At 35.8% G+C, this 26,217-nt stretch carries 21 protein-coding genes; 5 read left to right on the top strand and 16 right to left on the bottom strand.

From position 1 onward, the window contains the following. Positions 1-134 precede the first annotated feature (134 nt). The 3 genes from AC1RNE_RS16875 to AC1RNE_RS16865 form a co-directional block, all read right to left on the bottom strand. Positions 135-725 (bottom strand): hypothetical protein, encoded by a 591-nt coding sequence (locus AC1RNE_RS16875; RefSeq protein WP_492802438.1) that lies wholly within the window; start codon positions 723-725, stop codon positions 135-137. Between the two features lie 176 nt (positions 726-901). Then, a complete protein-coding gene (locus tag AC1RNE_RS16870) occupies positions 902-2,440 on the bottom strand; it encodes an RtcB family protein (RefSeq protein WP_492802437.1) in 1,539 nt (512 codons plus the stop codon). Positions 2,441-2,810: 370 nt separating this feature from the next. Next, positions 2,811-4,331, bottom strand: a complete 1,521-nt coding sequence (locus AC1RNE_RS16865) for a TROVE domain-containing protein (RefSeq protein ID WP_492802435.1) — start codon at positions 4,329-4,331, stop codon at positions 2,811-2,813. A 141-nt stretch (positions 4,332-4,472) separates the two neighbouring features. Between AC1RNE_RS16865 and AC1RNE_RS16860 the strand changes: the two genes are divergently transcribed. Continuing rightward, positions 4,473-5,480, top strand: coding sequence for a helix-turn-helix transcriptional regulator (locus tag AC1RNE_RS16860; protein ID WP_492802434.1), 1,008 nt, complete (start codon positions 4,473-4,475; stop codon positions 5,478-5,480). An 88-nt stretch (positions 5,481-5,568) separates the two neighbouring features. Here the strand turns inward: AC1RNE_RS16860 and AC1RNE_RS16855 are convergent, their stop codons facing one another. The 9 genes from AC1RNE_RS16855 to AC1RNE_RS16815 all read right to left on the bottom strand — a co-directional run bounded on the left by AC1RNE_RS16855 (position 5,569) and on the right by AC1RNE_RS16815 (position 17,538). After that, complete coding sequence (locus AC1RNE_RS16855) at positions 5,569-7,842, bottom strand: NADP-dependent malic enzyme (RefSeq protein WP_309912127.1); 2,274 nt, start codon at positions 7,840-7,842, stop codon at positions 5,569-5,571. A 139-nt stretch (positions 7,843-7,981) separates the two neighbouring features. Beyond that, positions 7,982-8,851 carry an aldose 1-epimerase family protein gene (locus tag AC1RNE_RS16850; RefSeq protein ID WP_492802432.1) on the bottom strand — a complete coding sequence of 290 codons (870 nt, stop codon included), beginning with the start codon at positions 8,849-8,851 and terminating at the stop codon, positions 7,982-7,984. Positions 8,852-9,007: 156 nt separating this feature from the next. Then, positions 9,008-10,270, bottom strand: a complete 1,263-nt coding sequence (locus tag AC1RNE_RS16845) for a cation:dicarboxylate symporter family transporter (protein WP_492802431.1) — start codon at positions 10,268-10,270, stop codon at positions 9,008-9,010. 251 nt (positions 10,271-10,521) lie between these two features. Beyond that, positions 10,522-11,436 (bottom strand): AEC family transporter, encoded by a 915-nt coding sequence (locus AC1RNE_RS16840; RefSeq protein ID WP_492802429.1) that lies wholly within the window; start codon positions 11,434-11,436, stop codon positions 10,522-10,524. 90 nt (positions 11,437-11,526) lie between these two features. Beyond that, positions 11,527-14,565, bottom strand: a complete 3,039-nt coding sequence (locus AC1RNE_RS16835) for a TonB-dependent receptor (protein WP_492802428.1) — start codon at positions 14,563-14,565, stop codon at positions 11,527-11,529. Positions 14,566-14,680: 115 nt separating this feature from the next. Beyond that, positions 14,681-15,658, bottom strand: a complete 978-nt coding sequence (locus AC1RNE_RS16830; protein WP_323249314.1) for a FecR family protein — start codon at positions 15,656-15,658, stop codon at positions 14,681-14,683. Between the two features lie 179 nt (positions 15,659-15,837). Further along, positions 15,838-16,008, bottom strand: a complete 171-nt coding sequence (locus AC1RNE_RS16825; RefSeq protein ID WP_492802426.1) for a hypothetical protein — start codon at positions 16,006-16,008, stop codon at positions 15,838-15,840. Positions 16,009-16,019: 11 nt separating this feature from the next. After that, positions 16,020-16,925: an Rpn family recombination-promoting nuclease/putative transposase gene (locus AC1RNE_RS16820; protein WP_492802424.1), complete on the bottom strand. Its 906-nt coding sequence runs from the start codon at positions 16,923-16,925 to the stop codon at positions 16,020-16,022. Between the two features lie 34 nt (positions 16,926-16,959). Further along, positions 16,960-17,538 (bottom strand): RNA polymerase sigma-70 factor, encoded by a 579-nt coding sequence (locus AC1RNE_RS16815; protein ID WP_492802422.1) that lies wholly within the window; start codon positions 17,536-17,538, stop codon positions 16,960-16,962. A 206-nt stretch (positions 17,539-17,744) separates the two neighbouring features. Between AC1RNE_RS16815 and AC1RNE_RS16810 the strand changes: the two genes are divergently transcribed. The 4 genes from AC1RNE_RS16810 to bshB1 all read left to right on the top strand — a co-directional run bounded on the left by AC1RNE_RS16810 (position 17,745) and on the right by bshB1 (position 22,030). Beyond that, positions 17,745-18,704 carry a purple acid phosphatase family protein gene (locus tag AC1RNE_RS16810; RefSeq protein WP_492802420.1) on the top strand — a complete coding sequence of 320 codons (960 nt, stop codon included), beginning with the start codon at positions 17,745-17,747 and terminating at the stop codon, positions 18,702-18,704. A gap of 375 nt (positions 18,705-19,079) precedes the next feature. Next, positions 19,080-20,018: a thioredoxin-disulfide reductase gene (trxB, locus tag AC1RNE_RS16805; protein ID WP_492802419.1), complete on the top strand. Its 939-nt coding sequence runs from the start codon at positions 19,080-19,082 to the stop codon at positions 20,016-20,018. A 48-nt stretch (positions 20,019-20,066) separates the two neighbouring features. Beyond that, positions 20,067-21,185, top strand: a complete 1,119-nt coding sequence (locus AC1RNE_RS16800; RefSeq protein ID WP_492802417.1) for a peptidoglycan DD-metalloendopeptidase family protein — start codon at positions 20,067-20,069, stop codon at positions 21,183-21,185. A 125-nt stretch (positions 21,186-21,310) separates the two neighbouring features. Beyond that, positions 21,311-22,030 carry a bacillithiol biosynthesis deacetylase BshB1 gene (gene bshB1 / locus AC1RNE_RS16795; protein WP_492802415.1) on the top strand — a complete coding sequence of 240 codons (720 nt, stop codon included), beginning with the start codon at positions 21,311-21,313 and terminating at the stop codon, positions 22,028-22,030. A 72-nt stretch (positions 22,031-22,102) separates the two neighbouring features. Here bshB1 and pdxH read toward each other — a convergent pair whose 3' ends face one another. From pdxH to AC1RNE_RS16775, 4 genes are all read right to left on the bottom strand, one after another. Beyond that, on the bottom strand, positions 22,103-22,747 hold the full coding sequence (gene pdxH, locus AC1RNE_RS16790; protein ID WP_492802413.1) for a pyridoxamine 5'-phosphate oxidase: 645 nt from the start codon (positions 22,745-22,747) through the stop codon (positions 22,103-22,105). 229 nt (positions 22,748-22,976) lie between these two features. Then, positions 22,977-23,288: a LytR/AlgR family response regulator transcription factor gene (locus AC1RNE_RS16785; protein WP_492802412.1), complete on the bottom strand. Its 312-nt coding sequence runs from the start codon at positions 23,286-23,288 to the stop codon at positions 22,977-22,979. Positions 23,289-23,415: 127 nt separating this feature from the next. Then, positions 23,416-24,906 carry a c-type cytochrome domain-containing protein gene (locus AC1RNE_RS16780; protein WP_492802411.1) on the bottom strand — a complete coding sequence of 497 codons (1,491 nt, stop codon included), beginning with the start codon at positions 24,904-24,906 and terminating at the stop codon, positions 23,416-23,418. A gap of 234 nt (positions 24,907-25,140) precedes the next feature. Then, entirely contained in the window at positions 25,141-26,214 is a 1,074-nt protein-coding gene (locus AC1RNE_RS16775) for an NHL repeat-containing protein (protein ID WP_492802410.1), read from the bottom strand. Positions 26,215-26,217 lie beyond the last annotated feature (3 nt).

The raw sequence follows: 26,217 nt of genomic DNA, 5'->3' as shown, positions 1-26,217 counted from the left end.
ACTGTTTTTTTCTTAAATGAAACAAAATATCTCTTTTTTATAGAGAAATCAAAGGCGGAAAAGCCGAAGGCAGATTCGTCAAGTTGCCATAACGCCAACCCTCATGTTATGCGTTCGGTTTTCTTTTCTGTCATCTAATTGTCGAGTGGTTTCCATTGTCCCTTTTTGAAATAAACGTTATTAAATTTAGGTGAGTAAAAGACTAAATAGAAACTCCAAGCACTACGATAAGTTGTCGGATTACTTGTCAAGATATGATGAGTTGGTTGCTCCATATTTATGATTAGTCTTTCTGAACTGTATTGATTTGGGTCTGTCGCTGTAATCGTCCCACGATATGTTTTCAATATTTTTTCTTTTTCGGTAAAGTAAAAATAAATTGAGTCGTTGTTTTTAATTTCAAACCTGAATTTTTCATATTGCCATTCCGTTTGTTTGCCAGGGAAATAGTCCCGATTAACAATGTATTGTCCGTAGTAGTCTTTTTTCTTAAGTTCTGTTTTAGCTGTCAACCATTGAACTGTCCCAGATAAGAGTGCAAGTCCAAATATTCCAAGCCAAATTAGTCCGACTGTCTTACCAAATATTTTCCTTCTTGTCTCCAACAAAATAACTAAAAGAATTCCTGTAAATGGAACAAGAATAAAAACGAAAAATAAATTAAAACCAAATCCCATTGTGGTAGCTTGTTTGTTGTCGGTGGTGTCGTCTTTAAGCTGACGCATAACTCGTAAATATACGAATGTTTGCTTTTTTCATTACTAAAATAAGTAATTAGCACAAGTAACTATATTTTTATTTTTACAATTTGTAAATACTTAAATTTCAGCTAATTGCTTTTATCTTAATAGCAATGCCTGATAATAACACGCCTGATAAGAATATCCTACCAAGCGTTTTATTAATCCTCAGCTTTCTCTCTCCCATCAGCCATTCTTACGATTTTAGGAGAAAATCTGGCTAATACATGTACTAGTTCTTCCTGCGATGCCATTACTTTATTGATGTCTTTATATGCTTGCGGAGCTTCATCTAAATCTGCCCCAATCAATTGAACACCTGCTTTATCAAGGGCTTCTCTTAAGTCACTTTTAGTAATCATTCCCAATGCTTTGGTACGCGACATCCTTCGTCCTGCACCGTGTGCAGCGGAATTAATGCCTGCATCAATGCCTTTGCCACGAATTACAAACCCTGGCTGTGTCATCGAAGCTGGAATAATGCCTAAATCGTTAGCTCCTGCTGGCGTTGCTCCTTTTCGATGAACCATCACCTCTGTTCCATCAGACAATTGCTCTTTCCAAGCAAAATTATGGTGGTTTTCAATGCGTTTTAAAGGAGTTTTATTCATGGCTCTCGCAATTTTATTGTGAATTTCATGGTGATTTGCCGAGGCGTAATCTCCTGCTAAATTCATTGCCAACCAATATTCCTGTCCTTCGTCGGTATTCATATCCAACCAAGCCAAATGTTTTGCTTCTTTAGGTAAACGAGTTTTATTCATGGCTATTTTTGAATAATGATTGGCAATATTCCCTCCTAAACCACGTGAACCAGAATGTGAAAGTAAGGTTAAGTACGAACCTTTAGGCAGATTCATTAAATCGTCTTCTGCCAAAATCTCTAAAACGCCCCATTCAACAAAATGATTTCCTGTTCCAGAAGTGCCCAATTGTCGGTAGGCCTTATCTTTTAAATCACGCGTGATTTTGAGTGCTCCCCATTCAGAACGGTCAAAAAGTGAGTCGTCAAATTTCTTTCCAGATTCCCCACCTATTCCAAAGAAAGTGTTTTCAGTCAATACTTTTTTTAACAATTTATCTTCTTTTTGAATCATATTGGCTGGCAAATCAAAAATACTCATACACATTCTACAGGCAATATCAACGCCGACTGCATAAGGAATAATGGTATTAGCAGTTGTGGCCAATACACCACCAATTGGCAAACCATACCCTTGATGGGCATCAGGCATTAATGCTCCTGCTACTGAAATAGGTAATTTCATGGCAGTTTGCATCTGGTCTAATGCACCTTGCTCAATTTGAGCAGCACCATAAATTTGATATGCTAAAACATCTTCTCTTAAATCAACATCTACATTGGCTTGGCGACCTACTTTAGCCAATTCAAATTTAGGTTTAGCATTCTCTGCTTCGATTAATGATTTACCATAATCACTGAGTATGATTTCCTGACCTATTTCCTTTAGGTGTTTAGTATATAGTGCGAGATTCGTCAGCTTATTTTTAGAAAACGAAAATTTCTTGGGTGATTCTATCATTTGGGCAAACATCAATAGCACTTGTGCTTTTGGATATACGCCATTATTGATTAAGCCACTAGCAACTCTTGAAAACTTGGCTAAAGCTTCTTCTGATTGTACGCCCAAGGCTCGCAAATCTTCTTGGACGATGGTTTCTTCTGTTAAAATGTTCATTGATTGATAATTTTTAAAATAGTTAATAAGCAAAACATTAAGGCAAAAAAACAAAAAGAGAATTACTTTATTTGCTTAGCCACTCAGCCACAACTCATTATGAGAAGGTAAGAATCGAACTCACATAGAATAATCCGATGTATCTCTTTTTTACGGCACTTAATGTTATTATCAAAATATAGGTGTTAATCTTTCATTAAATGATTTAGCATTCAAAACTCTTAGTTCAAGTCTTTATATACGAAATAACATTTAATCATTATAGGTATTTTTTACAAGAGCAAAATGCATGCTGAGCGTAGGGATTTCCTCCCCTAATAATTAACAGAGCTACGAAGTAACTCAGCATTTACGGCATCCTGTAAATATCCTAAATTTCTATTTTCTCTATCATTGATAAAGCTGATTCTCCTGATTCAAGAGCAGATAATACATCAAAAATTTTATCTGACCAACCTGCAATTAAAAACACATCATCTCCTTGCACATTGATAGGTGCTTGACCATGACCTGCCAAATCAAACAAATACAATTTAGCATTGGGAGCGATTCTCTTATATTGCATCCAATTATGCGATAAAGATTCTTCTGTTCCTCTTGAATCCCACAACTGCATATCAGTAAATATCATTACTTTATCAGCGATGTATTTACGTTTAATCAAATCTTGTATGACCAAATAGCCATTTGTTGAATAGCCCACTTCTCCTTCTCGTCGGTAAAAAGCATCAACATTTGCCAAAATTCCTTGGGTTGGTAATTGTAACACTTTCCAAGTATCGCCAAATATGCCTGTTATTATATTTTTGCATTTTGATTGCAAAATCATCCCTAAGAGTAAACCTATATCATACAATAAAACCTTACTTTTAGGAGAGATACTTTTCTGCATAGAGCCTGAAACATCGCAAGCAATGACCACTTTTACATGATTGTCAAAACCTTTCAAACTAGCTACACTGTATTTGATAGCTTGTTCTAAAGCATTCAGAATAAATGGAACATTGCCATGATTAACTTTAGATAACTCCCTATATGCTGCTAAAAATCTAAATGGCAATTGTTTTGAATTAGCTACCGCTCGACTATCTGATAAATAGTTACATACTTTTTGTAAGTATATTTCTTCTACATCGGCTTCAAGTATGTTTCTTAGATTACGCATCAAAGCCATGTAGCCTACTTTCTGAGAATCAATTAGTTCTTGCCATTTCTCTTTAAAGGCGACTTTTCTTTCATCCTTATTTTTAAAAGGCGTTTGTCCCAAAGCTGAAAGTTCAGTTTCCCATGTGTACGGAATAGCTAAATTATTCTGAGCGATTTTATCAAATATTCGTTGCTGAGCTTCGTCTTTTGGTTTAGGGTGTACTAAAAATAAAGCATCTCTCAACTTAATTCCATTATTCTGATTGTATTTTGCAAATTGATATTCGTCGAAATTATTAAACGCATTGGCTAAACCTTTCTGAATTTGTTTTGATAATCTATTAAGTTGTTTTGTACCTGTACGAATATTGCTTTTTTGATAGTAAGCTAATACTTCTAATATCTCGTCTGGTCTGACAACGATATGTTCGATGGTTTTTCTAACTAAACTATTCCCTTGATTAATTTTTGCCAATTCAACAGAAAGTAACACAGGCACTGTTCGTAAATACATTTGCTGACGTACGTAAACTGCAAGCTTTGCCACAAATTCTGGACTCACTTTAGTCATCAATTCCTGAATTCTTTTTTGTCTACTATCCTCATCTTCATAAGTGGTAGCTTCTATCATACTTGTTACTGAGGCAGAATACAATTCCATTTCAGGACTTACTTTATAAGCTGGTGCTCCTTGATAGTTTTTATAGAGAGTCCCAGCATTCTTAAACCAGTTAAATTTCATCATTATAGGCTGTTTTCATTGTTGACACTACAAAGTTGCAAAGCCACAACGCAGTCTTTTTGCGTAGTAAAATTTATTTTCTATTTTTAGCAAAATATTTTTAAAAACACAACTTACCACTCACCATTCACAACTATTACTTATATGCCTACTAATAGAAATGCCCTAATTCGTTATAAAACCATTGATACCTGTTTACAGAATCGTCAACGAAAATGGACACTTGAAGATTTAATCGAAAGTGTCTCAGAAGCCCTTTATGAATATGAGGGCATCGACAAAGGAATTAGCCGAAGAAGTATTCAAGCTGATATTCAAATGATGAGGAGCGAAAAATTGGGCTATGAAGCACCGATTGTGGTGATAGATAAAAAGTATTACACCTACGAAGACCCCAATTTTAGTATTACCAAAACACCTTTGACAAGTTCAGATGTTTCAAGAATGAATGAAGCTCTTGATATGCTGAAACAATTTAAAGGTTTTTCTCATTTTGATCAACTAAGTGAAGTAATCAATAAGCTTGAAGAACATATTTATAGTAATAAAGAAAAAAGAGCGTCGGTAATTGACTTTGAGAAGAATGAGAATTTGCGAGGACTTGGTTATTTAGATACTATCTATCAAGCCATCCTCCAGAAAAAGACGATATATATCAATTACAAATCATTTAAAGCTAAAGATGCTAACCAATTTCATTTTCATGTATGGTGGTTGAAGGAATATAAAAATAGGTGGTTTGCAGTAGGTGTTAAACACTCTAAAGACATTATTACCAATTTGGCGCTTGATAGAATCTTGGATTTACAAGTTGATGCAGCGTTTCCTTATATAGAAAACTTAAGGTATAGTCCAGAATTGTATTATTATCATGTGATTGGTGCAACAGTTAGCAATAATATGAGAGCAACTAAAGTACTAATTCAAGTAGGGAATCTTCATGCTCCTTATGTAGAAACTAAACCGCTTCATCATTCACAGCAGGTGATTGAAAGAAACCATAAAGGAATCATTATCGAAATAAAAGTACAGCTCAATTTTGAACTTGAAAGAGAAATATTAGGCTTTGGGGATGGAATGGAAGTATTAGAACCTAAATTATTAAGGGAAAAGATACAAAAGCGATTAACAATCGCTAGTAATCAATATTAGTATTTTTACTGAATTAGTATTAATTACTGATAGGGCTGATTACTGATGGCATGACTTAGAGTCATGCCATCAGTTGTACTTTCAAAAATTACTTTCCTTGTGCCTCTACCACAGCAATGGCTACCATGTTGACAATCTCTCTCACAGATGACCCTAATTGAAGTACGTGAACAGGTTTTCTTAGTCCTAATAATATTGGTCCAATATATTCTATATCACTGGTTTCCTTTAATAAGTTATAAGCAATATTGGCAGCTGATAGATTTGGGAAGATTAAAGTATTGGCTCCTTCATCTGCTAATTTAGAGAAAGGATAGTTTTCCTTAATTAATTCATTATCAAAAGCCAAGTGTGCTTGCATCTCACCTTCTACAATCATTTCTGGATGTTTCTTCTGTAAAATAGCAGTTGCTTCACGCATTTTTACAGCATCATCACCATTGGCAGTCCCAAAGTTTGAATAAGTCAATAAAGCTATTCTTGGTTTTAAGTTAAAACGCTCTACTGCCTTGGCTGTTAGTTCGGTGATTTCTACGATGTCTTCAACTGTTGGGTTGAAGTTTACCGTGGTATCCGAGAAAAACACAGGTCCTTTTTTAGTAAGGAGTATATACATACCTGCTACTTTCTTCACGCCATCTTCACGACCAATAATTTGTAAAGCTGGACGAATAGCATCTGGATAGTTACGTGTAAGACCCGAAATCACACAGTCGGCATCACCAGTTTCTACCATCATCGAGGCAAAGTAACTGCGTACTTGCATCTGTTTATGGGCTTCGTATTGGTTATAGCCTTTGCGTTTTCTTTTATTAAAGAATATATCACCATATTCTTTCAATCGTTCAATCGTTTCTGGGGCACGTGTATCGATGATTTGTACTTCGCTTAAATCTAGGTTATTCTCTTGAATAATTCTTCTGATTTTAGTCTTGTCTCCCAACAATATCGGTACACAAATACCTTCGTCTTTCGATTGTTGAACAGATTTCAATACCTTCAAGTTTTCAGCATCAGCAAATACGACACGCTTAGGTGAGCGTTTTGCTTTGTTGAAAATGTATTTCATCAATTGGTTATCTAAGCCCAAACGCTTACTCAATTCTAATTCATAAGCATCCCAATCTAGAATCGGCTTTTGTGCTAATCCCGCTTCCATCGCCGCTCTCGCTACTGCTGGTGCTACCGTAGTAATCAGTCGTGGGTCAACAGGTTTAGGAATGATATAATTTCTACCAAAAGATAAATTCTTTTCGTTGTAAGCTAAGTTTACAATATCTGGCACTGGCTTTTTGGCTAATTCAGCCAACGCTTTCGCAGCCGCCAATTTCATCGTTTCGTCAATTTCAGTTGCCCTTACGTCCAAAGCACCCCTGAAAATATAAGGAAAGCCCAATACATTGTTTACTTGGTTTGGATAATCTGAACGACCAGTCGCCATGATGATATCCTCACGAGCAGCTACTGCTTCTTCATACGAAATCTCTGGTGTTGGGTTAGCCATCGCAAAAACAATAGCATCTTTTGCCATTGTTTTTATCATCTGTTGAGAAACGATATTACCGACTGATAAGCCAAGAAATACATCTGCACCAACCATTGCTTCTGCCAGATTATGAATATCAGTACGTTCAGTAGCAAAAGGCTGAACATATTTGTTCAAGTCTGTGCGTTCTTTAGAAACCAGACCGTCTTTATCAAACATCAATATATTCTCTACTTTAGCCCCTAAACCTAAATATAATTTAGCACACGATAAAGCAGCAGCTCCAGCACCCGAAATCGTGAATTTACATTCTTCGATACGTTTGTTGACTAATTCTAAAGCATTCAACAAAGCGGCTGCCGAGATAATGGCCGTGCCGTGTTGGTCATCGTGCATGATAGGAATATTGAGGTCTTTTCTCAGTCTTTCCTCTATTTCAAAACACTCTGGCGACTTGATGTCTTCAAGGTTTACTCCTCCAAAAGTTGGTTCTAGAATCTTTACAGTTCTAATTATTTCTTCTGGGTCTTCTGTATTCAATTCTATATCAAATACATCAATATCTGCAAAGATTTTAAATAATACGCCTTTACCTTCCATTACTGGTTTAGAGGCTTCGGCTCCGATATTACCTAGCCCTAAAACGGCTGTACCATTTGAAATTACAGCTACTAAATTACCTTTAGAAGTATATTTATAAACGTCTTCACGGTTGGCAGCAATCGCCAAACATGGCTCGGCTACGCCCGGCGAATAAGCTAATGAAAGGTCTCTCTGTGTTTCGGTTTCTTTGGTGGGAATTACTGCAATTTTACCTGGACGACCTTTTGAATGATAGTCTAAGGCATCTTGTTTCCTAATTGAAATTTGGCTCATAATGAAGTGTCACAAAAAATGGTTTGTTTCAAAAACTGTCGCAAAAGTACGCTAATGGTTTTTGATAAGCTAAGAAAATCGTGTTGTATTCAACTGACAAGCCAGCAAAACAAAGTATCAATACCCGTAAAAAATGCTTTTAGAATACCTCTACAGTCCATGTACGAAGGAAATTTCCTTTTGAAGAGAGCTTCTCGATACCTTCCTTTTCTGTTAATTCTTGCTCATGAATTTCATTATCAGCAATGCCACACCAAGGCTCTATACAAACAAAATCGGCATTAATAGCGGCCCAAATTCCTAAAAATGGGAACCCTTCAAAAGTAAATTTCAATTGTGTGGGAGCTTTATCCGTCTTCAAAGCTACTTCAGTAGATTCCAAGTATTTGAAAACAAGGGCATCTTGATAAAACAATTCTTTTGTCAAAGGCAAACGATTGGTGTTTTCTAAGAATGTACTCGCTTCTTTTTTGATTAATCCACCATTGGCTAATTCCCATCGTGGAAAATCTTCTGTTTTATCAAACGCCAAATAATAATCTTCATAATCAGTATCTTCCGAAAGTGGCACCGCAAAAGCTGGGTGACCGCCTACTGAAAAATACATTTCGTCATTTCCAGTATTTGTCACGGAATACGACACTGATAATGTTTTTCCTATTAATGTATAAATCAACCGAAACTCGAAAGTAAAGGGAAATATTTTCAAGGTTCCTTCATCTTCCGTTAACAGGAAAACGATACTATCTTCTGTTTTCGATTCGACCTTAAAAACTTTTTCACGCGCAAAACCATGGCGAGGAAGTGTATAGGTATGTCCTTGATAAATGTATTGATTATTCTTTAATGCTCCTACAATAGGGAATAATACGGGCGAACTCTTTCCCCAAAAAGTAGGGTTAGCTTCCCACATATATTCCACACTATTTTCTTTATTAAATAGGCTCACAAGCTCTGCTCCTAGCGAATTAATGCTTGCTCTTAAATATTGATTTTCAATTATTTGCATAATTATTTATCGTATTATTGTGTCGGTTTATATATTTATTCTTTTAAAATTAATATTCAGTAGATAATCAGTAGCGGCAACCGCAAGGGATTGCCGCTACGTTTTATAAAAAACTCATCATTCACAATTCAAAACGCTGCCCTCAAAACTCCTCGCTCAAAGCACTCTTTCCATTTGTTCGCGGTCAAACTCTTTTTCATTATTGGCTAACCAGATGGTAGCCACACCATTTCCGATAAAGTTGGTAATAGCTCTTGCTTCCGACATAAATCTATCCACGCCCAACAACAAAGCTAGTCCCTCTACGGGTATTACTTTAATTGCTGTTAATGTAGAAGCCAGTACGATAAAACCACTACCCGTCACTCCCGCCGCACCTTTTGAAGTTACCATCAAAATGCCAATGACTGTCAGAATCTGCTGCAAATCTAAATGAACATTGAATACTTGTGCCAAGAAAAGTACTGCCATTGATAAATAAATGGTAGTACCATCTAAATTAAAGGAATATCCTGCTGGTACAACCAATCCTACTACTGATTTTGAACAACCCATTTTCTCTAGTTTTTCCATCAACGACGGTAAAGCTGCTTCTGATGAAGATGTCCCTAAAACAATCAATAACTCTTCACGAATATACTTTAAAAATTTCCAGAGATTGACTTTATACATTCTCAAAATAAAATATAGTACTACAAAAATGAAAATCGCCATTGTGCAGTAAACCGTCACCATCAATTTTCCCAACGGCAAAAGTGTATGAACACCATATTTGGCAATGGTAAAAGCCATTCCTCCAAAAGCACCCACAGGGGCAAAAAGCATTACTTTATGCAAAGCCCAAAATATTTTCTTAGATACTGGTTGAAGAAATTGTACAATCTCGTTTCGTTTGGAATAATTACTCAATACAATGCCTAAAATAATGGCCAAAATAAGGATTTGAAGTGTAGCATTATCCATTAAAAACTTTAGCCAACTGAATGACTCGGCAGATTTAGTATATTTAGAAATATCTCCTCCTTTTATTTCAGAAGTAACTACACCATCGCCTGGACGAATGATATTTGCCATGATGATTCCAATAAACAATGCTAATGTCGTAACAACTTCAAAATACAACAACGATTTAGCCCCTACTTTACCCACCTTTTTCAAATCTCCCATCGAAATAATGCCTAGCATGATGGTGATGAAAATAATAGGGCAAATAAATATTTTCACAATGCTGATAAAAATACTACTTAGCAATTCACTAAAACTGGTTTTTATCTCAAATTCAGATAAATACAGGCTGAATTTTATCGGTTTTTCTAAAATAGGCTGTAAGGCTATTTCTGGTGCGAAATGACCTAGCAATACCCCCGCAGTAATGGCCGTAAGTACCCAAAAAGTTAAATTCTTAAATAGTTTTTTCATGGAAATTAAAATTGTTTACGTAGTAATTGGTAAATAGTGATTAGTGATTAGCATTTCAATTATTTGATGCTCAATTGTTTAATAAAAAATAGCTTAATTTGAATTTGTTTCTTGGCAATGTTTTCTGAGTAAAATAAAAGTATTTGACATATGCTATAGGCTTTAAGCAATAAGCAAAAATAAATATGTATTTATCGTGAACATTTTGCCTAATGCCTACGGCTTACAGCCTAAAGCAAAATAGTTAAAGGTTAAAAATATAGCATTAGTCCATACCAAATACACACATTCAATAAAGATAAAGGAATACTAATACTGACCATTTGGGTTGCTAAGCTTGGATTGAGTTTATAAGTTACCGCGATGATAGTAGCAGTATTCATAGACCCTAAAGTAGCCCCAATTACACAAAGTTTCCCCAATGCTGAATATTCTTCTAAAATGAGCATATAAATGATAAAAATTAGCAATGGAGCGATAAATAATTTATAAAACAATCCATAGAAGAGTGCTTTTAAGTCTAATTGACTTCTTTTAAAATTAATTTGTAAGCCAATAGAAAGTAAAGCTAAAAAACTAAATGGACTTCCGAGTTTATCTAAAATTTGCTGTCCCCATACAGGAAAATGATAGTTTGAAAGGTTCAATATTAATGCTAAACAAAAAGCTAAAAATGGAGGAAATTTAAAAATATTGATAGCTACCCTTCCAAATGAAAAATCAGCAGAAGATGAATAATAGGATGCTGTAAAAATACCTAAAGTGCCACACACCACAAACGAGCCTGCTTGGCTCATTAATACACCATATTGTAAGCCTTCTTTCCCAAAAAGCACTTCGAAAATCGGGAAACCTACAAATGAAATGCTACTGATACCAGCAGTAAGAATTAAAGCTCCTTTGGTATTATCGTCTATTTTTATAAATGTTGCTAGCAAATTAAAAAATATGAATGACCCCACATAAATAATATAAGGCATCAAAACAGGCAATAATAAATGGCTACTAAAATGAATTTCAGTAGTATTTAGGAAAGTCAACGCAGGTAAACAAACATAAATAATAATGGTATTCAACACCGTTGGGGCATCCTCAGGAAAACCTTTCAGTTTTCTGAGGAATACACCAATGGTCAGGCAAATAAGTAATAATAATAGATTGGTCAAGTTTTAAATAGTTATAAGTTGTACTCAGTAATTAATAATAGCTGTGAGTGATGAGCTTTGAGCCTTAGTATTTAAATATTGATATACTTTTTACAGCCTAATCGATAGGCTACCATAATAATATGCCCCATTGAAACCAAACTGATTCGCATTTCTGGTATATGGTACTTGTCCGTTTGAATAAGAAGCATAATTGCTCAGTACTTTGTCGGGATAAACGTTTGTTAAATTGTTTCCTCCAATAGTAATGCTTAAAGACTTATTGATACTATAGACTACCGAGGCGTCAAATAGATTTTTTCCTCCAAAGGTTTGACTACGATGGTTCAGCCCCGAAGGTTTTTCCCAAGCAGTTACTTCACCAAAATATGAACTTCTGAAATTCACACTCAATTTGCCTACTTGATAACCTAAAGATACCAAAACTTTAGTATGCGGCTGACTGGTTTCTATGAGGGCTCTACTTACGGTATCAATCAACACTACGGGAGTCTTGGTGTCTTGCTGTAAAGCAGTAGGCGTTGCTTTAATCTTTGTAATTTCAGTTTTGTTCACTGTCAGTGCAATACTCGCCGTAAATTTACTTTTAGGGCTAATTGAATTTTTATAAGACGCCACTACGTCTATCCCCTTTGTCCCCGTATTGATAGCATTTGTAAAAAAGGTGATTTCTTGAAAATTGGGAAATAGGTTTTTCAAGGCAGCTATGTTATTAACATTCAGGTTTTCTGTAATAATGATTCTATCAGTTATGTCAATCTGATAAGCATCAACGGTTAACAAAAGGCTATTGCCTACTTTTGCCGTAATCCCCAAATTATAATTCCAAGAGGTTTCTGGTTTTGGGTCTTCTATGCCGATTTGTTTCAATCGTGGTTCGTCAGAAGGCAATTGCTTGGTACTTCTAATTATGCCATTTTGTACGGTAGAGGTCGTGGCAGCATTCGCAATTTGTTGAAGCAGTGGTGCTCTAAAACCTTTGTTGATTGACCCTCTGATAGATAAATCTTCTGTAATTTTGATTCTTGACGCCAATTTCCCAGAAATATTACTCCCAAAATCGCTATAGTTTTCATAACGTAAGGCTGCTGCCACTAATAATCTATTAGTAATATCGCTTTCCACATCAGCATATATCCCGATATTAGAACGGTTTACGCTTTTTACATCAGCTTTATCAATACCAACCCTTCCTTGCGAACCTGGCGTTTTGTTTTTTGAAGTAGCCAATGGCCCTATTAAATACGATGCTTCATCACCAGCAGTAAGTGAAAAATTATCTACACGATACTGCGTACCGAAAGCAAAGTTAACAGACTTTGTATTCCACAAACCAAGTATAGTTTTTGAGACATTTATTTCCGTCAAACTTTGACCAAATGAAATTCTACCGATGTAAAAATCTCTTGGAGAAGATGCTCCCATAGAAGCATTTGAAGAATTTTTAGCAGATTGATCAAGGTAGTTTCTACCATATCCAGTACTAAAGTCCCAGTTCCAACCTATAAATGTCTTACGTTTGATACCCACAAAAGAAGAATAATCAACAGAAGTACCGGGTAGTTCTGGTACATAACCATCAGGATATAAATCTACATTGGACGTAGCACTAGTAGGCAAAGCTGTACGAAGGAAAGCACGTGCAAACACATCTTTTTGAGAAAAGCCCCCGAAAGAATATAAAGTCCAGTCAATTTTTAGTGGAATATCAAGGTTATAAAATACTTGACCAGATTTCATAGCATTACTTCCATAAGCTGTAGGACGGAATGAACCATAAGTACCATCTCCCCAGTATCCTCTTGATTTCAAGGTGGCTTCATCTGTTGCTTTTACGTTGGTATAAATTCCAGTATAAGCCCCTCCTGCTACTGGCTGTGGATTATATGGGTCTGAGCGGTCAGTTCCTTTTACATCTTGATAGCTTCCTGTAATATTCAATGAAGCCTTTTTACCTAATGAGAATCCATAATTTACCGCCGTAGTATATCCACCGCCGTCCCCTTCGGAGGTAATACCATACTGAATCTGGGCTGAACCATTGTTGACAGATTTTTTCAACACTAAATTGGCTATACCCGCAATGGCATCAGAGCCATATTGGGCGGCGGCACCATCGCGTAAAATTTCCATTCTTTCCAATGCCAGTGAAGGTACGGCGTTCAAGTCTGTCACAACTGTTCCTTTTCCTACGGTCACATTACTATTAAGTGCCGCAAACTGATGATGTCTTTTACCATCAATAAGCACCAACATTTGGTCGGGAGATAATCCTTTTAAAGATGCTGGGTCGGCATAGTTCGCTACACCATTGATACCGTTTTTGGCCGAATTGAATGAGGGTGACATGAATTGTACTTGTTGAGATAATTCCGTTTGCCCAGTCGATTGTAGTTCTTTCGCACTGATTACATCCACAGGCACTGGTCTTTCAACATTCGTACGAGCCACTGTAGACCGTGACCCAATTACTACAACTTCACTCAACTGCTCATTGTCTTCTTTCAAAACAACCTGCATTACGTCTTTAAGGCTTACATTTACTTCCTGTTTTTTGAATCCAATGAATGAAAACACTAGTACTTCGCCATCTTTGGCTACCATACTAAATTTGCCTTCTGCATCGCTCACGGTACCTCGTGTAGTTCCTTTTATTAAGATATTTACACCAATTAAAGCTTCTCCTTTTTCACTAACTACTTTCCCTGATACTTTTTCTTCAATAATAGCCTCCTCTTTTTCACTGGGAAAAGCGTTTGATTGTTCTTTATTCCTTTTCAAAATAATCTGTTCTTCAATTACCTCATAACGAATTTGGTTTGGGAAAAGGAGTTTAGGCAATACTGTACTGAGGGCTTCACGATTTACTTCAAGACTTACTTCTTTATCAAGATGAATTGAATTATTGCTATACACAAAATGTACACCCGATTGTTTTTCTATTTCCAACAATATCACTTTCAAACTCACATTATTGAGTTTCATGGATACTTCTCTGTTGAGAATCTGCTGTGCTTTGCTCGGAGAGCCTAGAGCAATCACCGAAAAAATAGCAAAGAAAAGGCACTGACTAATTGTAATTTTCATAATCGTAAGCATTAGATGCTTTGTAGCTAGAAGTTTTTTCATCGGTTAATTAAATTTAGTATTGTTTTTGATTTATTTGAGACATATTATCCCACCTCTCTCAAAATTGATTCGAGAGCAGTAAGTATTCTACAGCAATATTGGTTTGATAGTTAGTTTAAGGGCATCCGTTTCCTTTCAGTGAAATATTTTGTCCATCTATTACGTACTCAGCTTCGATGGATCTACAAATTATTTCGAGGATTGTAGAGAGGTGTACATTTTCAAAATTACCGCTTAAGCGACAGTTTCGGAGTTTAGGAGATAAATCGATACTTACATTAAAATTTTGTTCAATTCTTTCTACTACGTTTTGCATGTTATCATCATCAAATTGTAATGATGACAATTCCCAGTAAAAAGTTTTATCAGTGGGTAATAAATTCACCAGCATTTCATCCGTTTTTGTTTCCAATACCACTTGTTGTTTAGGTAATAAAATCACTTCTTTTTCTATTTCATTTTTCACGGATACCTTTCCTGTAACGACTGATACTTCAAAAGTTTCCATAGCAGGATATGCTTTTACATTGAAACTAGTTCCTAGCACCGTGGTAGTCATTTTACCTGAATAAATCAGGAAAGGGCGACTTTCATCTCTTTTCACATCAAAAAAAGCTTCCCCTTTTAAGTTTACCTGTCTATACAAACGATCAGACTGATTATAACTCAATTGCGTTTTAGGTTGTAGTAGCACGACACTTCCATCTGGCAATACTACTTTTAAAATTTTAGCAGAAGAGTTTTCATATTTTGCCCAATCCGAAATTGGAATATCAGACTTGATTTTGCTTATTTTCTCATGGCTATTTGGAATAAAGTAAAACGAAAGTCCAGCTACAATGACTAGCATAGCTGCCATACTAGCCACCGCCCAAACCCAACGAGGAGGAGTATATCTTTCCTGACGCTTGATTTCTTCACGGATAGATTTTTTTATTTTATTTTCAAGTTCAATACGTTCTAGTTGGCTTAATTCACTTAGTCCATCTGGATTATTTTCAAATGAAGCGTACCATCTTTCAACAAAGAATATTTCCCCTTCCGAGGCTTCATTGTTCAGATAACGTTCAATAATTTCTTGATTTAGTTTCATTTTATTTCGCTTTCAAATACTAAGTGAAGCAAGTCATACTTTTCCCCTATGCTCATAGGAATATTTTTAAAAATAATTTTTCTACTACGAACGAAATAGAAAGTATTAGTTCCAAGAAAAACAAAAAACAAGCCTTCTGAGCTTGTTTTGATATATTTTACGAAATAATTGAATAGCCTTTACTTTGAAGTGTTTTCTATTTTTTTGATAATTTCTTCAACTTCTTTAAATGAAAGTTTGAAAACATTAGCAATATATTCTGCTTTTTTACCGTCTTCTAATAGTCCTTTCACAAATCTGAAAGTAACATTTTCTCTCTCTTCCATTCTAATTTCATCTGCAATAGTCATGGTAATATTGTTTAGTTAGAAGGGCTTTTCAATTTCTTGATAATTTCTTCTACCTTTTGAATAGATATGCCAAAAGATTTTGAAATTAATTCAATTGAGGCACCATTTTGGAGTAAGCTTTTTATATTATTGAAAGTAACATTTTCTCTTTCTTCCATTCTAATTTCATCAGCAATAGTCATAGCAATATTGTTTACATTTTGTGAAACCTGTGTAAATATAGGCGATAATTTGTTCTGTGTCAAGTTGATACCTTCTTCGATATAGCGAAAAGTAGTCTTAATAAAATCATCCTGATGGGCAGCATCTAACGCGTTTAGCTTATTAACCAAGAAAGGCGTTAAACTCAAAAAGTTATTCGCTTTGTCTCTACTGTGTTTCATTAACATCGTTGTAACACCAAGCAAATCACTTTTAAAATTTTCAATTTGATAATCTTCAATCTCATTGAGTGAAAACAGTAGGTAATCAAATTGAGGAATAAACTGGTGAAGACTTTCATGAGGATTACCAAAGTAAGCAATCATCGAAAGCTTTTTCCAGACAGTCTCACCATGATAAATAACCGTGGATATAACGACAGATAATTGTTTATTTTGTTTCTGTTCTTCTAGCCAAACGTTATTCATATAACGCAAAAGCTGTAGATGAGGATATTTTTCTGGATAAGATTTGTGCTCAAAAAGCAACGAGACCAAAGCTTTTTGTCCAGCATATTCTGTTTGATAAACAATATCTGCCAAATGCTCTGATAAATCAGCGTCGGTAAAAGAAGAATTTGTTTTCTTTAATTTAACCAAATTGATTTTCTCTCTAATTTCAGGGGGAAATGTTTCTTCCATAAAGCTCTGTGCAATCTCAAGCCTAGAGAACGTTTCTTTAAAGAACTTGTCGTGTGGATTATTTAATTGACTCATGATGATAGAACATTTTAATAAATTAACTTTTACATTAGTGTAGTGCAGGTATTAATATAATAGATAGTGCCGTATAATCGCTCAATACTTCTCTTAGTATTTTCAAAGCTTTGGTCATTTGGTTTTCAACTGTTTTTTCTGAAATATCTAGGCGTTCAGAAATTTCTCTTTGTGATAGCCCCGTTCTTTTCAACAAAAACACCTCTCTACATCTTTCGGGCAACGACTGTAACGCTTTTTGATAAGCTTCGTTCAATTCGTCAAATGCAACCATCTGTTCTGTAAAATTATAGTCGTCTACTGGTTGCAGGCTATTAGAATATTTTTCAAACAAATTGTTTTTCTTGTACTGAGCAATTACTAGATATTTTACGGAAGTAAATAAGTAAGCTTCAATGGTTGTAGTGATAGCCAACAACTTACGACGTTCCCACAATGAAATAAACAATTCTTGTATTACCTCTTCTGTCAATTCTCGATTTTGGAGTCGCTTGTACGCAGCGGCATAAAGTTTAGGAAAAAACTTTTGATACAAAAAATCAAAAGCTCTTGCATCACTTTCAGCAAGTGACGTAAGTATTTCTTGATCTGTATTAAATATTTTCACCTCCATAGTTTGGCACAAAGTAAATATATATTTGTACTAAACCTTCAAGTTAAAAGCATTTTTAATGCAATCTGGGTAAATTAACGCTTACATAACAAAGATTGTTTATAAAGACGATTATTTTTGGCTACTCAATGTCTTTATACCCTAACCAGCGTGAGTTAATATATTTATCATATAAAATCACGAATTTTATCTTTAATTTTTACAGAATGAAGTCAATAAATGTTTTCAAGCGTTTTTGTTTAGCTTGCTCACTGTTTACCAGTGGAATAGCTGTAGGTCAAACCACTGAGTTAAATAGTCATGCAGGTGCTTTAAACTTTTTAGTCATGGGCGACTGGGGTAGAAATGGCGCCGACCATCAAAAACCAGTAGCCAGCCAAATGGGCAAAGTAGCTACAAAAATCAAAGCCGATTTTATCATTGCTACGGGCGACAACTTTTATCCAAGTGGTGTTAGAAGCGAATTTGACCCACTTTGGAAATATTCTTTTGAGGATATTTATACTGATTTCTCTTTGCAATGGGACTGGTTTCCAGTGTTGGGGAATCATGATTATAAATCGAATCCAGATGCACAGGTAGCTTATTCAAAAATTAGTCGCCGTTGGAATATGCCAGCTCGTTATTATTCAAAAACGTTTTCAATCAACGGTGATGCTAATCAACAAGTATTAATAGCTTTTATTGATACCAATCCTTTAATCCCTGAGTTTTATAAAGGCGAATATAGCAATGCCGTTGTCAATCAAGATAGTACTGCTCAAAAAGTTTGGTTAGAGAAAATACTTTCAAACAATTCACCGTCAATTAAATGGAAAATTGTGGTAGGGCATCATCCCCTTTTTACGGCTACTGAAAAAAGAAGAGAAAGTTATGACACACGTGCCATCCGTGCTTCGTTAAAATCAGTATTAGACAAACACAAGGTTGATGCTTATCTGTGTGGACATGACCACGATTTACAGCACTTATTACCAGAGGGTAAAACGCACTATTTTGTATCAGGTTCGGCTTCAGAAAAAACGCCTATTGGTACTTTGCCAATCAGTAAATTAGCACTTTCTGAGTATGGGTTTATGGTATTTTCAGCCACAGGAAATAAGCTTTTTGTTCAAGTAATAGATGAAGAAGGGAAAGTGGTTTATAAGACTGAATTAACGAAATAAGGCTTTTAGATAATTAATAATATGATACCTGCGAGATTCGGTTAAATGCTTGAAAGGCAATGTTTAACTCGAATTTCGCTTTTGCATTTCACGGAAATATTTAAAGAGATTTCAATTCAGTTGACTATACTATCAGTACAAAAATTGGTTTTGTACAAATTATATTTCTTTGTAAATATTTTTACATACTTCAAAAACAAGTGCATTTTATTGACAATCAATCACTTAATACCTATATCTACATTTCATTTTGAATAATTTCTTGGCATTCTGGATTTTATCTGCAATTTTTACGTATAAATTTTTGTTCTAATTTTACTAGCAAACTAGTATAAATATTACAAGGATTAAGTAAAAAAAGTATTAAACTTAACAATGGCAGAGCATACCAAATGCCTTATTATAGGCTCAGGACCAGCGGGTTACACCGCAGCAATTTACGCTTCACGTGCAGGATTGACACCGATAATGTATCAAGGCCCACAACCAGGCGGGCAGTTAACAATAACCAACGACGTAGAGAACTTCCCAGGATATCCTAATGGAATTCAAGGACCAGAAATGATGCAAGACTTAGAAAAGCAGGCTCGTAGATTTGGTACTGATGTACGTTATGGAATGGCTACTTCGGTAGATTTTTCAGTAAGTCCAAAAAAAGTTTTCATTGACGATACACACGAAATTTTAGCAGATACCGTTATCATTTCAACGGGAGCTTCGGCCAAGTGGTTAGGATTGCCTTCAGAACAAGCTTTTAATGGTCGTGGAGTATCAGCTTGTGCTGTTTGTGATGGTTTCTTTTTCCGTAATCAGGAAGTAGCAATCGTTGGTGGCGGGGATACAGCAGCAGAAGAAGCTACTTATTTAGCGAACCTTTGTTCAAAAGTGCACATGATTGTACGCCGTGATGAGTTACGTGCTTCACAAATTATGCAAAAAAGAGTTACCTCAAATCCTAAAATTCAGATGCACTGGAATACAGCAACAGATGAAGTATTAGGAGATGACGGAGGTGTAACAGGCGTAAGAGTAAAAAATACAGTATCAAACGAAACGACTGTTTTACCAGTAACAGGTTTCTTTGTAGCAATTGGTCATAAACCTAATACAGACATTTTCAAAGGTTTCTTGGATATGGATGAAGCGGGGTATATCATAACAGAAAAAGGGTCGAGCCGTACTAATATTGCAGGTGTATTTGCTTCTGGTGATGCACAAGACAATATTTATCGTCAAGCAATTACAGCAGCAGGAACTGGCTGTATGGCGGCTTTAGATGCAGAAAGATGGTTAGCTGAAAATGATTTACATTAACAGCACATCGTTTGATGGCGTCTTAGTTCTTTATTAATTTTATTTCAGATGAATACAATTAAAAATTTATTAGTCTTAGTATTTTGTTTGGTTTCATTCATTTCTTTTTCACAAGAATCTGGGAGTTTCAAGAAAAACCCTAAGATTAATGTGAAAACAAATGCAAAAGACAAAAGCAACAAAAATTTAGACGAAGCCTTAGATGAATTGCCCAAACTGCAATTCAGGACAGACTATGTTCCTGAACCAGTGGCTACTTCGTCGGCTATTACTGCTTCTTCAAAATTTGAACCTGCTAAAGAACTAAATTCTTCGATTAGTATTTTTGATACAACATCTGTTGACGAAAGAGAGCCTTTAATCGTTGAGATTGAAGAAGAGACCAGAGCAGAAGGTAGTGATGATTTTGTGTCAGTAGCGACCTATTTCTCTATTTGGGATGCTACTAATATCGACCCTTATGATATTAATCCAAAAGATTTTGACGACGTAGTAGATATTGAGCTATTTAATAAAGAACAAGGAAGGTACTGGTCTGTCCCAAACACAGCACCAAAATTAACATCTGTATTTGGTCCTCGTTGGGGAAGAATGCACTCAGGTGTTGATTTAGATTTAGAAACTGGCGACCCTGTATATGCTGCCTTTGATGGCATCGTCAGAGTTTCAGGATATGACGGTGGTGGATATGGTAAATTCTTAGTAGTTCGCCATTACAATGGTTTAGAAACATTGTATGGTCACTTATCTGCTAAAAACTTTGAATCTGGCGCTTATGTAAAAGCTGGTGACCAAATTGGTTTGGGCGGTAGTACAGGAAGAAGTACAGGTTCGCACTTGCACTTTGAGACTCGTTACGAAGGCAACCCTTTCAACCCTGCTATTTATGTGTTTAATTTTTCTGGTGAAAGAACTGAACCTGTTTCAGACCATGTATTGATTTCTGCTAGAGTTTTTGATACCTACGGACTTTCATTGGATAACGAATATGGTTCAAGTGCTAGAAAAGTAAAAACACGTAGAACTGCTTGGACAACCGTTCGTTCTGGTGATTCATTATATTCTATCGCTAACAGAGCAGGCATTTCAGTAGATAAATTAGCTAGAATGAATGGTATGAGAATTTCTGCTAGTTTGAGAATTGGAAGAAGACTTAGAATTCATTAATTAATAGTAATAATATTTAAAAAGAGCCAACAGCACCAAAATCTGTTGGCTCTTTTTGTTTTTTAGCTCAATTTCCTGTTTAAATTGCAACGTTTTTCAATTCAGAAATAAGAATTTATATTACAATGAAGTTAGATATATTGGTGATGGCGGCACATCCAGATGATGCCGAATTAGGTTGTGCTGGAACGATTTGTATGCAAATAGCGCAAGGCAAAAAAGTGGGTATCGTTGATTTTACTCGTGGGGAGTTAGGAACTAGGGGAACCCCCGAAATCCGTTTAGCTGAATCGGTTGAAGCTACCAGAATTCTAGGAGTTCATGCACGCGAAAACCTTGGTTTTAGAGATGGTTTCTTTGTCAATGACGAAGAACATCTGATGAAATTAATCAGGGTAATCAGACGCTACCGCCCTGAAATCGTTTTAGCCAATGCTATTAACGACCGTCACCCTGACCATATTAAAGGCTGTGAGTTAGCAGTAGATTCATGTTTTAAATCAGGATTACGGATGGTTGAAACATTTGAGGACGATGGAACAGCACAACAAGCTTGGCGTCCGAAAAATGTGTATCATTATATTCAGGATAGATATATTAATCCTGATTTTGTAGTAGATATTTCGGCTTATTGGCAACAAAAAGAAGATTCAATCAGAGCTTTCAGAAGTCAGTTTTATGACCCAACTTCTAAAGATCCTGATTCATATCTTTCTTCTCCTGCATTTTTGAAATTTGTGGAAGCACGTAATCGTGAAATGGGACATAGTATTGGTGCGGAGTTTGGCGAGGGCTATACGTCTTACAAAAAAATTGGGGTAACTAATTTGTTCGATTTGAAGTAGTGAGTAGTAAATAGTGATTGGTAAATGGATTGCTGAGTGATTTTGTTAATAAATCACTCAGCATTACCACACCTAAGGCGATAGGCGTTCTATCTTCCAAACGTGTTCTTCTAATTTTGTATAAGCAATCCTATCGTGAAGCCTTGACGGGCGACCTTGCCAAAATTCAATATAAGTTGGTATTAAGCGATAACCTCCCCAATGTGGAGGACGAGGAATGGGATTATCTCCAAACTTTTCTCTTAAATATTTTTCTCTTTCTACAAGCACTTCCCTATTTTCAATCACCATGCTTTGATTAGAAACCCAAGCTCCTATTTGACTTCCTAACGGACGGCTTTGAAAATAAGCATCTGATTCTTCGGCGCTTACTTTTTCAATTGTTCCTTCAATACGGACTTGTCGCTCAAGTTCATTCCAAAAAAATGTAATACACGCATTAGGGTTTTCGGCTAATTCTGTGCCTTTCTTGCTAAGGTAATTTGTATAAAAAGTAAAGCCCGTATCAATACCTTTCAACAAAACAATCCTTGCCGAAGGCTTAGCATCACTGCCAACCGTAGAGACAATCATGGCATTAGGCTCTGGCAATTTACTGGCGATAGCCTCATGAAACCATTTTTGAAATTGTTCTATCGGAGAAATACTTACGTCTTGAACGTCTAAACTGCCCTTGCTATAATTTTCACGAAGTGCAGCAATATCGATTTGTATCATTGTTGGATTGACTACCTTTCTATGATATAGTCTTATTTGGGTTAATCTCTCTGGTAAATTAGTAAAATCATTCTTACTCTATTTACTTTTAATAAACACTAAGTGTATATAATAGTTGCGTAAAAGAGTAAAAAATCAACATTACTAAGGCACAATTTCGGAAAAATAAACCAAAGCAACAATGAGTAAAGTTATTGTTATATCGCAAATCTGTATTAAATCGATTTAGTCAGTCAAGCAAAAACCGCTTTCTGCGTGAAATTGGAAGGATTCTGCCATCTAACAAAATAAGGTCATACTTATCTACCTCTCGAATGAACTTCTGGTTTACTAAATACTTTCTATTGATTCTCAGAAATGAATCGGTGTTAACTCTTCCTTCAACTTTAGAAAGGGTTTTAGCGATAACCTTTGTTTTTCCAAAGGCAAAGTGAATGCGTGTATAATTGATTTCTCCTTCAAAAAATATAATCTCATTCGCAAAAAAAGTATATCTTTTCCCTAATTTGAATTGGATTGGCAGAATATGTTGTGGTATCATGGCATTGCTATGTTAGGAGGATTTTACATAACAATATTCCCAAAATTTGGCAAGTAGAACAATGTGCTAAATACGGTAAAGTGTACCGTATTTAACCCGTATTTATAAATGTAGTTTTTGCTTAATTTTATTTAGCTACTACCTTCTGAGTACTTACTTTATTGGTATCATTAGTAGGTATTTTATCTTCCCACCCAATATTTACCTCTACATTCGGCAATGCTTTTTGTAAAGCTAATACGCCTTGCTTAGTAACTTTAGTTTGCCAACAATATACTTTTTTTAAACTTTTCAATTTTGCCAATTCTTTAATACCTGTATCGCTTATTTGGGTATCAAATAAATTGATGTATTCCAGAAACTTCAAATCCTTTAGTTGGGCTAGCCCAACATCTGTAATTGATGTGTGTTCTAAATGTAAACGCGTTAAATGTTTTAATTTAGAAATTTCAGCCAAAGATTTATCTGTAATCTTTGTACTACCCAACTTTAACCATATAATTTGATCCGATAGGTTGGTCAAAAGATTTATTTTTGAATCATCAAAAGTACGAGCATTCACAAAGTTGACATCTAAAAAGTGCTGTTCTTTTGATACAGACATTACTACAACATTCATAGCTGTTAGTTTCTGAATATCACTTTCAGCGGCGGCTGATACTTTTTCATTAAATACGGGTGAGATACTTTCTCCGCCACTAGTAGTATTCGTTTCTCCTCCGCTACTCAAAGATGCTAAGAATGGTTTTACTTTTTCGTCTGGTTTTAGCTGTGCTACTTTCTTATCAAAGGCTGCTCCGTTTTGAATCCACCAATGCAAAAGTGCGATTTCTTGCTCGCTCAAAGGCGTTTTTCCTTTCGGTGGCATGTGGTGTTCGTCTTCTTCTGGCAATAGCAAGCGTTTGATTAATTCGCTATTGGCGGCATCATTTGCTTTAATGATGGCTCCATTTTCTCCACCTTTTATTAAAAGCGCTTGCGTATCCATTCTCAATCCTCCTTTGATTTTATTAGCATTATGGCAAGACCAACATTTTTGTTCCATCACTGGGGCAACAATATCTTGATAGACCAATGCTTCATTGATATTCTCAATTTTCTTTCTAGCTCCTGCCCCTCCTTTTGTTCGTGGAGGTAATCCTGCTATCGAACGAAAAGGTTCGGGTGTATAAGCATATAGATAGTCTTCACCATGCGTCATATTTCCACCCAAATGTCCTGTTCCTGTTAATAAAATCACGATTAAATAAACAGCAGGCATATAGGCCTTCTTCATGGTAGAGTCTTGTTGCCAATTCACTTTCATATACCAAGCCGCCAATGCAACGAGTGCAACACCAATACCCATCCACTGATGAAGAAACAATGTTTCTTCATTGTATTCACCAGAAGTAGAAAGCAAATAACCAAAAATACAAGATATAACTGCCGTAATCATGCCCAAAAACAAAATGGGCGCAATAGCAGGTTGTAAAGATTCGAGTCCTTTTTTACGAGAAATAAGTTCTAATATGGCAGCAATCATCAGCATTCCGATAGGTAGGTGAACTACTACGGGATGAAAATGTCCAAAAAACATTGCCCAATCAGAAGGAACATTCGTTTGTAATAAAATCATTGTTTATTGTTTTGAGCTTTTAGCAATCAGATTTGAGCAATGAGCTGTGAGTTCTTGGTCACTCATGGCATGACTTCCAATTACTTGGCAAGTATGATAAAGCTAGCAAAGTCATGACATGAGTCTTTTTTATGTTAAGCTAAATCATCTATCATGACTAGCGAGGGACTCAAGTCCCTCGCTAGTCATGATAGATGATTTTTATAATTATAGTGTCAAAAAAACTCATCCCTCCTACGCAATTCTTTCTAATTTAATAGGATACGTTTTTTTAGAATTCCATTGAGGAACATACACATTTTCATCTGAATCTACATATACATCATGTGGGTGCATGAATACTTGATTAGGGTCGTCTTTGTACTGACGTTGTAATTTACCATCTTTATACGTTGGTTCTGAGCCCCCTGGTGTTGAAACTACTTTCATATCTTTATCTAATACCTGAATATAGCCTGAATTATTCCAAGAGAGGTCAGAGCTTCTATAAACAGCTGCAAAAATATAATCACCACGCAATACTGGGCGACAAACAAAGGTGCCTGGTAAATGATAGACTGCTAAGAATTTACCGTCTAAAGTAAAGCGTTTTAAACAAGAATGGGCCCGGTCAGTTACTAATAACGTTGGATTCTTCTTATCACGCGTATCTACTAAAACACCGTGGCAAGTATCAAATTTATCATCTGTATATTTTTGAGAGTACCCTCCAAAATGACGGATATATCTTCCTTTTATATCGTATTGTGTAATGTATTGCGACCCATATCCGTCGGCTACATAAATATCTCCATTGACAGGATTAACAGCCGTTTCGGTAGGCACAAAACGATTGGGTGATTCATAAACGCCTGTTTCTTTAGGGTATTCAAGCTTCATTATTTCACGCCCTTTCAAATCCGTTTTAATTACTTGGTGACGAGCATTATCGCAAATAAACAAAAACTGTTCTCCGCCTTCGTTAGCAATCGTTAAACCGTGTGCACCTGGATAGGTGGTTCCCCAAGCATCTAATAATTTCCCTGATTTATCATAAATCAAGATATTATTTTTGGTTTCATTGGTACACATAATCAAACGTCCTTTGGCATCTTCCACCATTTCGTGACAATCGTTCACAGGGTTTTTGTCTGCATCCAATACGCCCCACCCTGCTATTACTTTGTACTTGTGTGAATTGTGCCCAATCACAACGTTTTCCATGTTCTTTTGAATCTTATTAGCTGAGACTGAATTTGCTATTAGACCTGAACCCACTGCAAAGCTACTGGTTTTAAGAAAGTTTCTTCTTGATTGATGCTCGTTCATTGA

This window comes from Arcicella sp. GW822-FHT02H01, from assembly GCF_058802005.1.
Note: the sequence above shows the minus strand (reverse complement) of the source record. Positions and strands in the feature narration are given on the sequence as shown.

What these genes read in the sequence shown, in the direction of transcription:
- AC1RNE_RS16785 (WP_492802412.1), bottom strand. Translation starts at nt 23,288, where the DNA reads ATGATACCACAACATATTCTGCCAATCCAATTCAAATTAGGGAAAAGA.
- AC1RNE_RS16800 (WP_492802417.1), top strand. Translation starts at nt 20,067, where the DNA reads ATGAATACAATTAAAAATTTATTAGTCTTAGTATTTTGTTTGGTTTCA.
- AC1RNE_RS16810 (WP_492802420.1), top strand. Translation starts at nt 17,745, where the DNA reads ATGAAGTCAATAAATGTTTTCAAGCGTTTTTGTTTAGCTTGCTCACTG.
- AC1RNE_RS16830 (WP_323249314.1), bottom strand. Translation starts at nt 15,658, where the DNA reads ATGAAACTAAATCAAGAAATTATTGAACGTTATCTGAACAATGAAGCC.
- AC1RNE_RS16850 (WP_492802432.1), bottom strand. Translation starts at nt 8,851, where the DNA reads ATGCAAATAATTGAAAATCAATATTTAAGAGCAAGCATTAATTCGCTA.
- pdxH (WP_492802413.1), bottom strand. Translation starts at nt 22,747, where the DNA reads ATGATACAAATCGATATTGCTGCACTTCGTGAAAATTATAGCAAGGGC.
- AC1RNE_RS16835 (WP_492802428.1), bottom strand. Translation starts at nt 14,565, where the DNA reads ATGAAAAAACTTCTAGCTACAAAGCATCTAATGCTTACGATTATGAAA.
- AC1RNE_RS16860 (WP_492802434.1), top strand. Translation starts at nt 4,473, where the DNA reads ATGCCTACTAATAGAAATGCCCTAATTCGTTATAAAACCATTGATACC.
- bshB1 (WP_492802415.1), top strand. Translation starts at nt 21,311, where the DNA reads ATGAAGTTAGATATATTGGTGATGGCGGCACATCCAGATGATGCCGAA.
- AC1RNE_RS16865 (WP_492802435.1), bottom strand. Translation starts at nt 4,331, where the DNA reads ATGATGAAATTTAACTGGTTTAAGAATGCTGGGACTCTCTATAAAAAC.
- AC1RNE_RS16815 (WP_492802422.1), bottom strand. Translation starts at nt 17,538, where the DNA reads ATGGAGGTGAAAATATTTAATACAGATCAAGAAATACTTACGTCACTT.
- AC1RNE_RS16845 (WP_492802431.1), bottom strand. Translation starts at nt 10,270, where the DNA reads ATGAAAAAACTATTTAAGAATTTAACTTTTTGGGTACTTACGGCCATT.
- AC1RNE_RS16855 (WP_309912127.1), bottom strand. Translation starts at nt 7,842, where the DNA reads ATGAGCCAAATTTCAATTAGGAAACAAGATGCCTTAGACTATCATTCA.
- trxB (WP_492802419.1), top strand. Translation starts at nt 19,080, where the DNA reads ATGGCAGAGCATACCAAATGCCTTATTATAGGCTCAGGACCAGCGGGT.
- AC1RNE_RS16820 (WP_492802424.1), bottom strand. Translation starts at nt 16,925, where the DNA reads ATGAGTCAATTAAATAATCCACACGACAAGTTCTTTAAAGAAACGTTC.
- AC1RNE_RS16870 (WP_492802437.1), bottom strand. Translation starts at nt 2,440, where the DNA reads ATGAACATTTTAACAGAAGAAACCATCGTCCAAGAAGATTTGCGAGCC.
- AC1RNE_RS16775 (WP_492802410.1), bottom strand. Translation starts at nt 26,214, where the DNA reads ATGAACGAGCATCAATCAAGAAGAAACTTTCTTAAAACCAGTAGCTTT.
- AC1RNE_RS16780 (WP_492802411.1), bottom strand. Translation starts at nt 24,906, where the DNA reads ATGATTTTATTACAAACGAATGTTCCTTCTGATTGGGCAATGTTTTTT.
- AC1RNE_RS16875 (WP_492802438.1), bottom strand. Translation starts at nt 725, where the DNA reads ATGCGTCAGCTTAAAGACGACACCACCGACAACAAACAAGCTACCACA.
- AC1RNE_RS16825 (WP_492802426.1), bottom strand. Translation starts at nt 16,008, where the DNA reads ATGACTATTGCAGATGAAATTAGAATGGAAGAGAGAGAAAATGTTACT.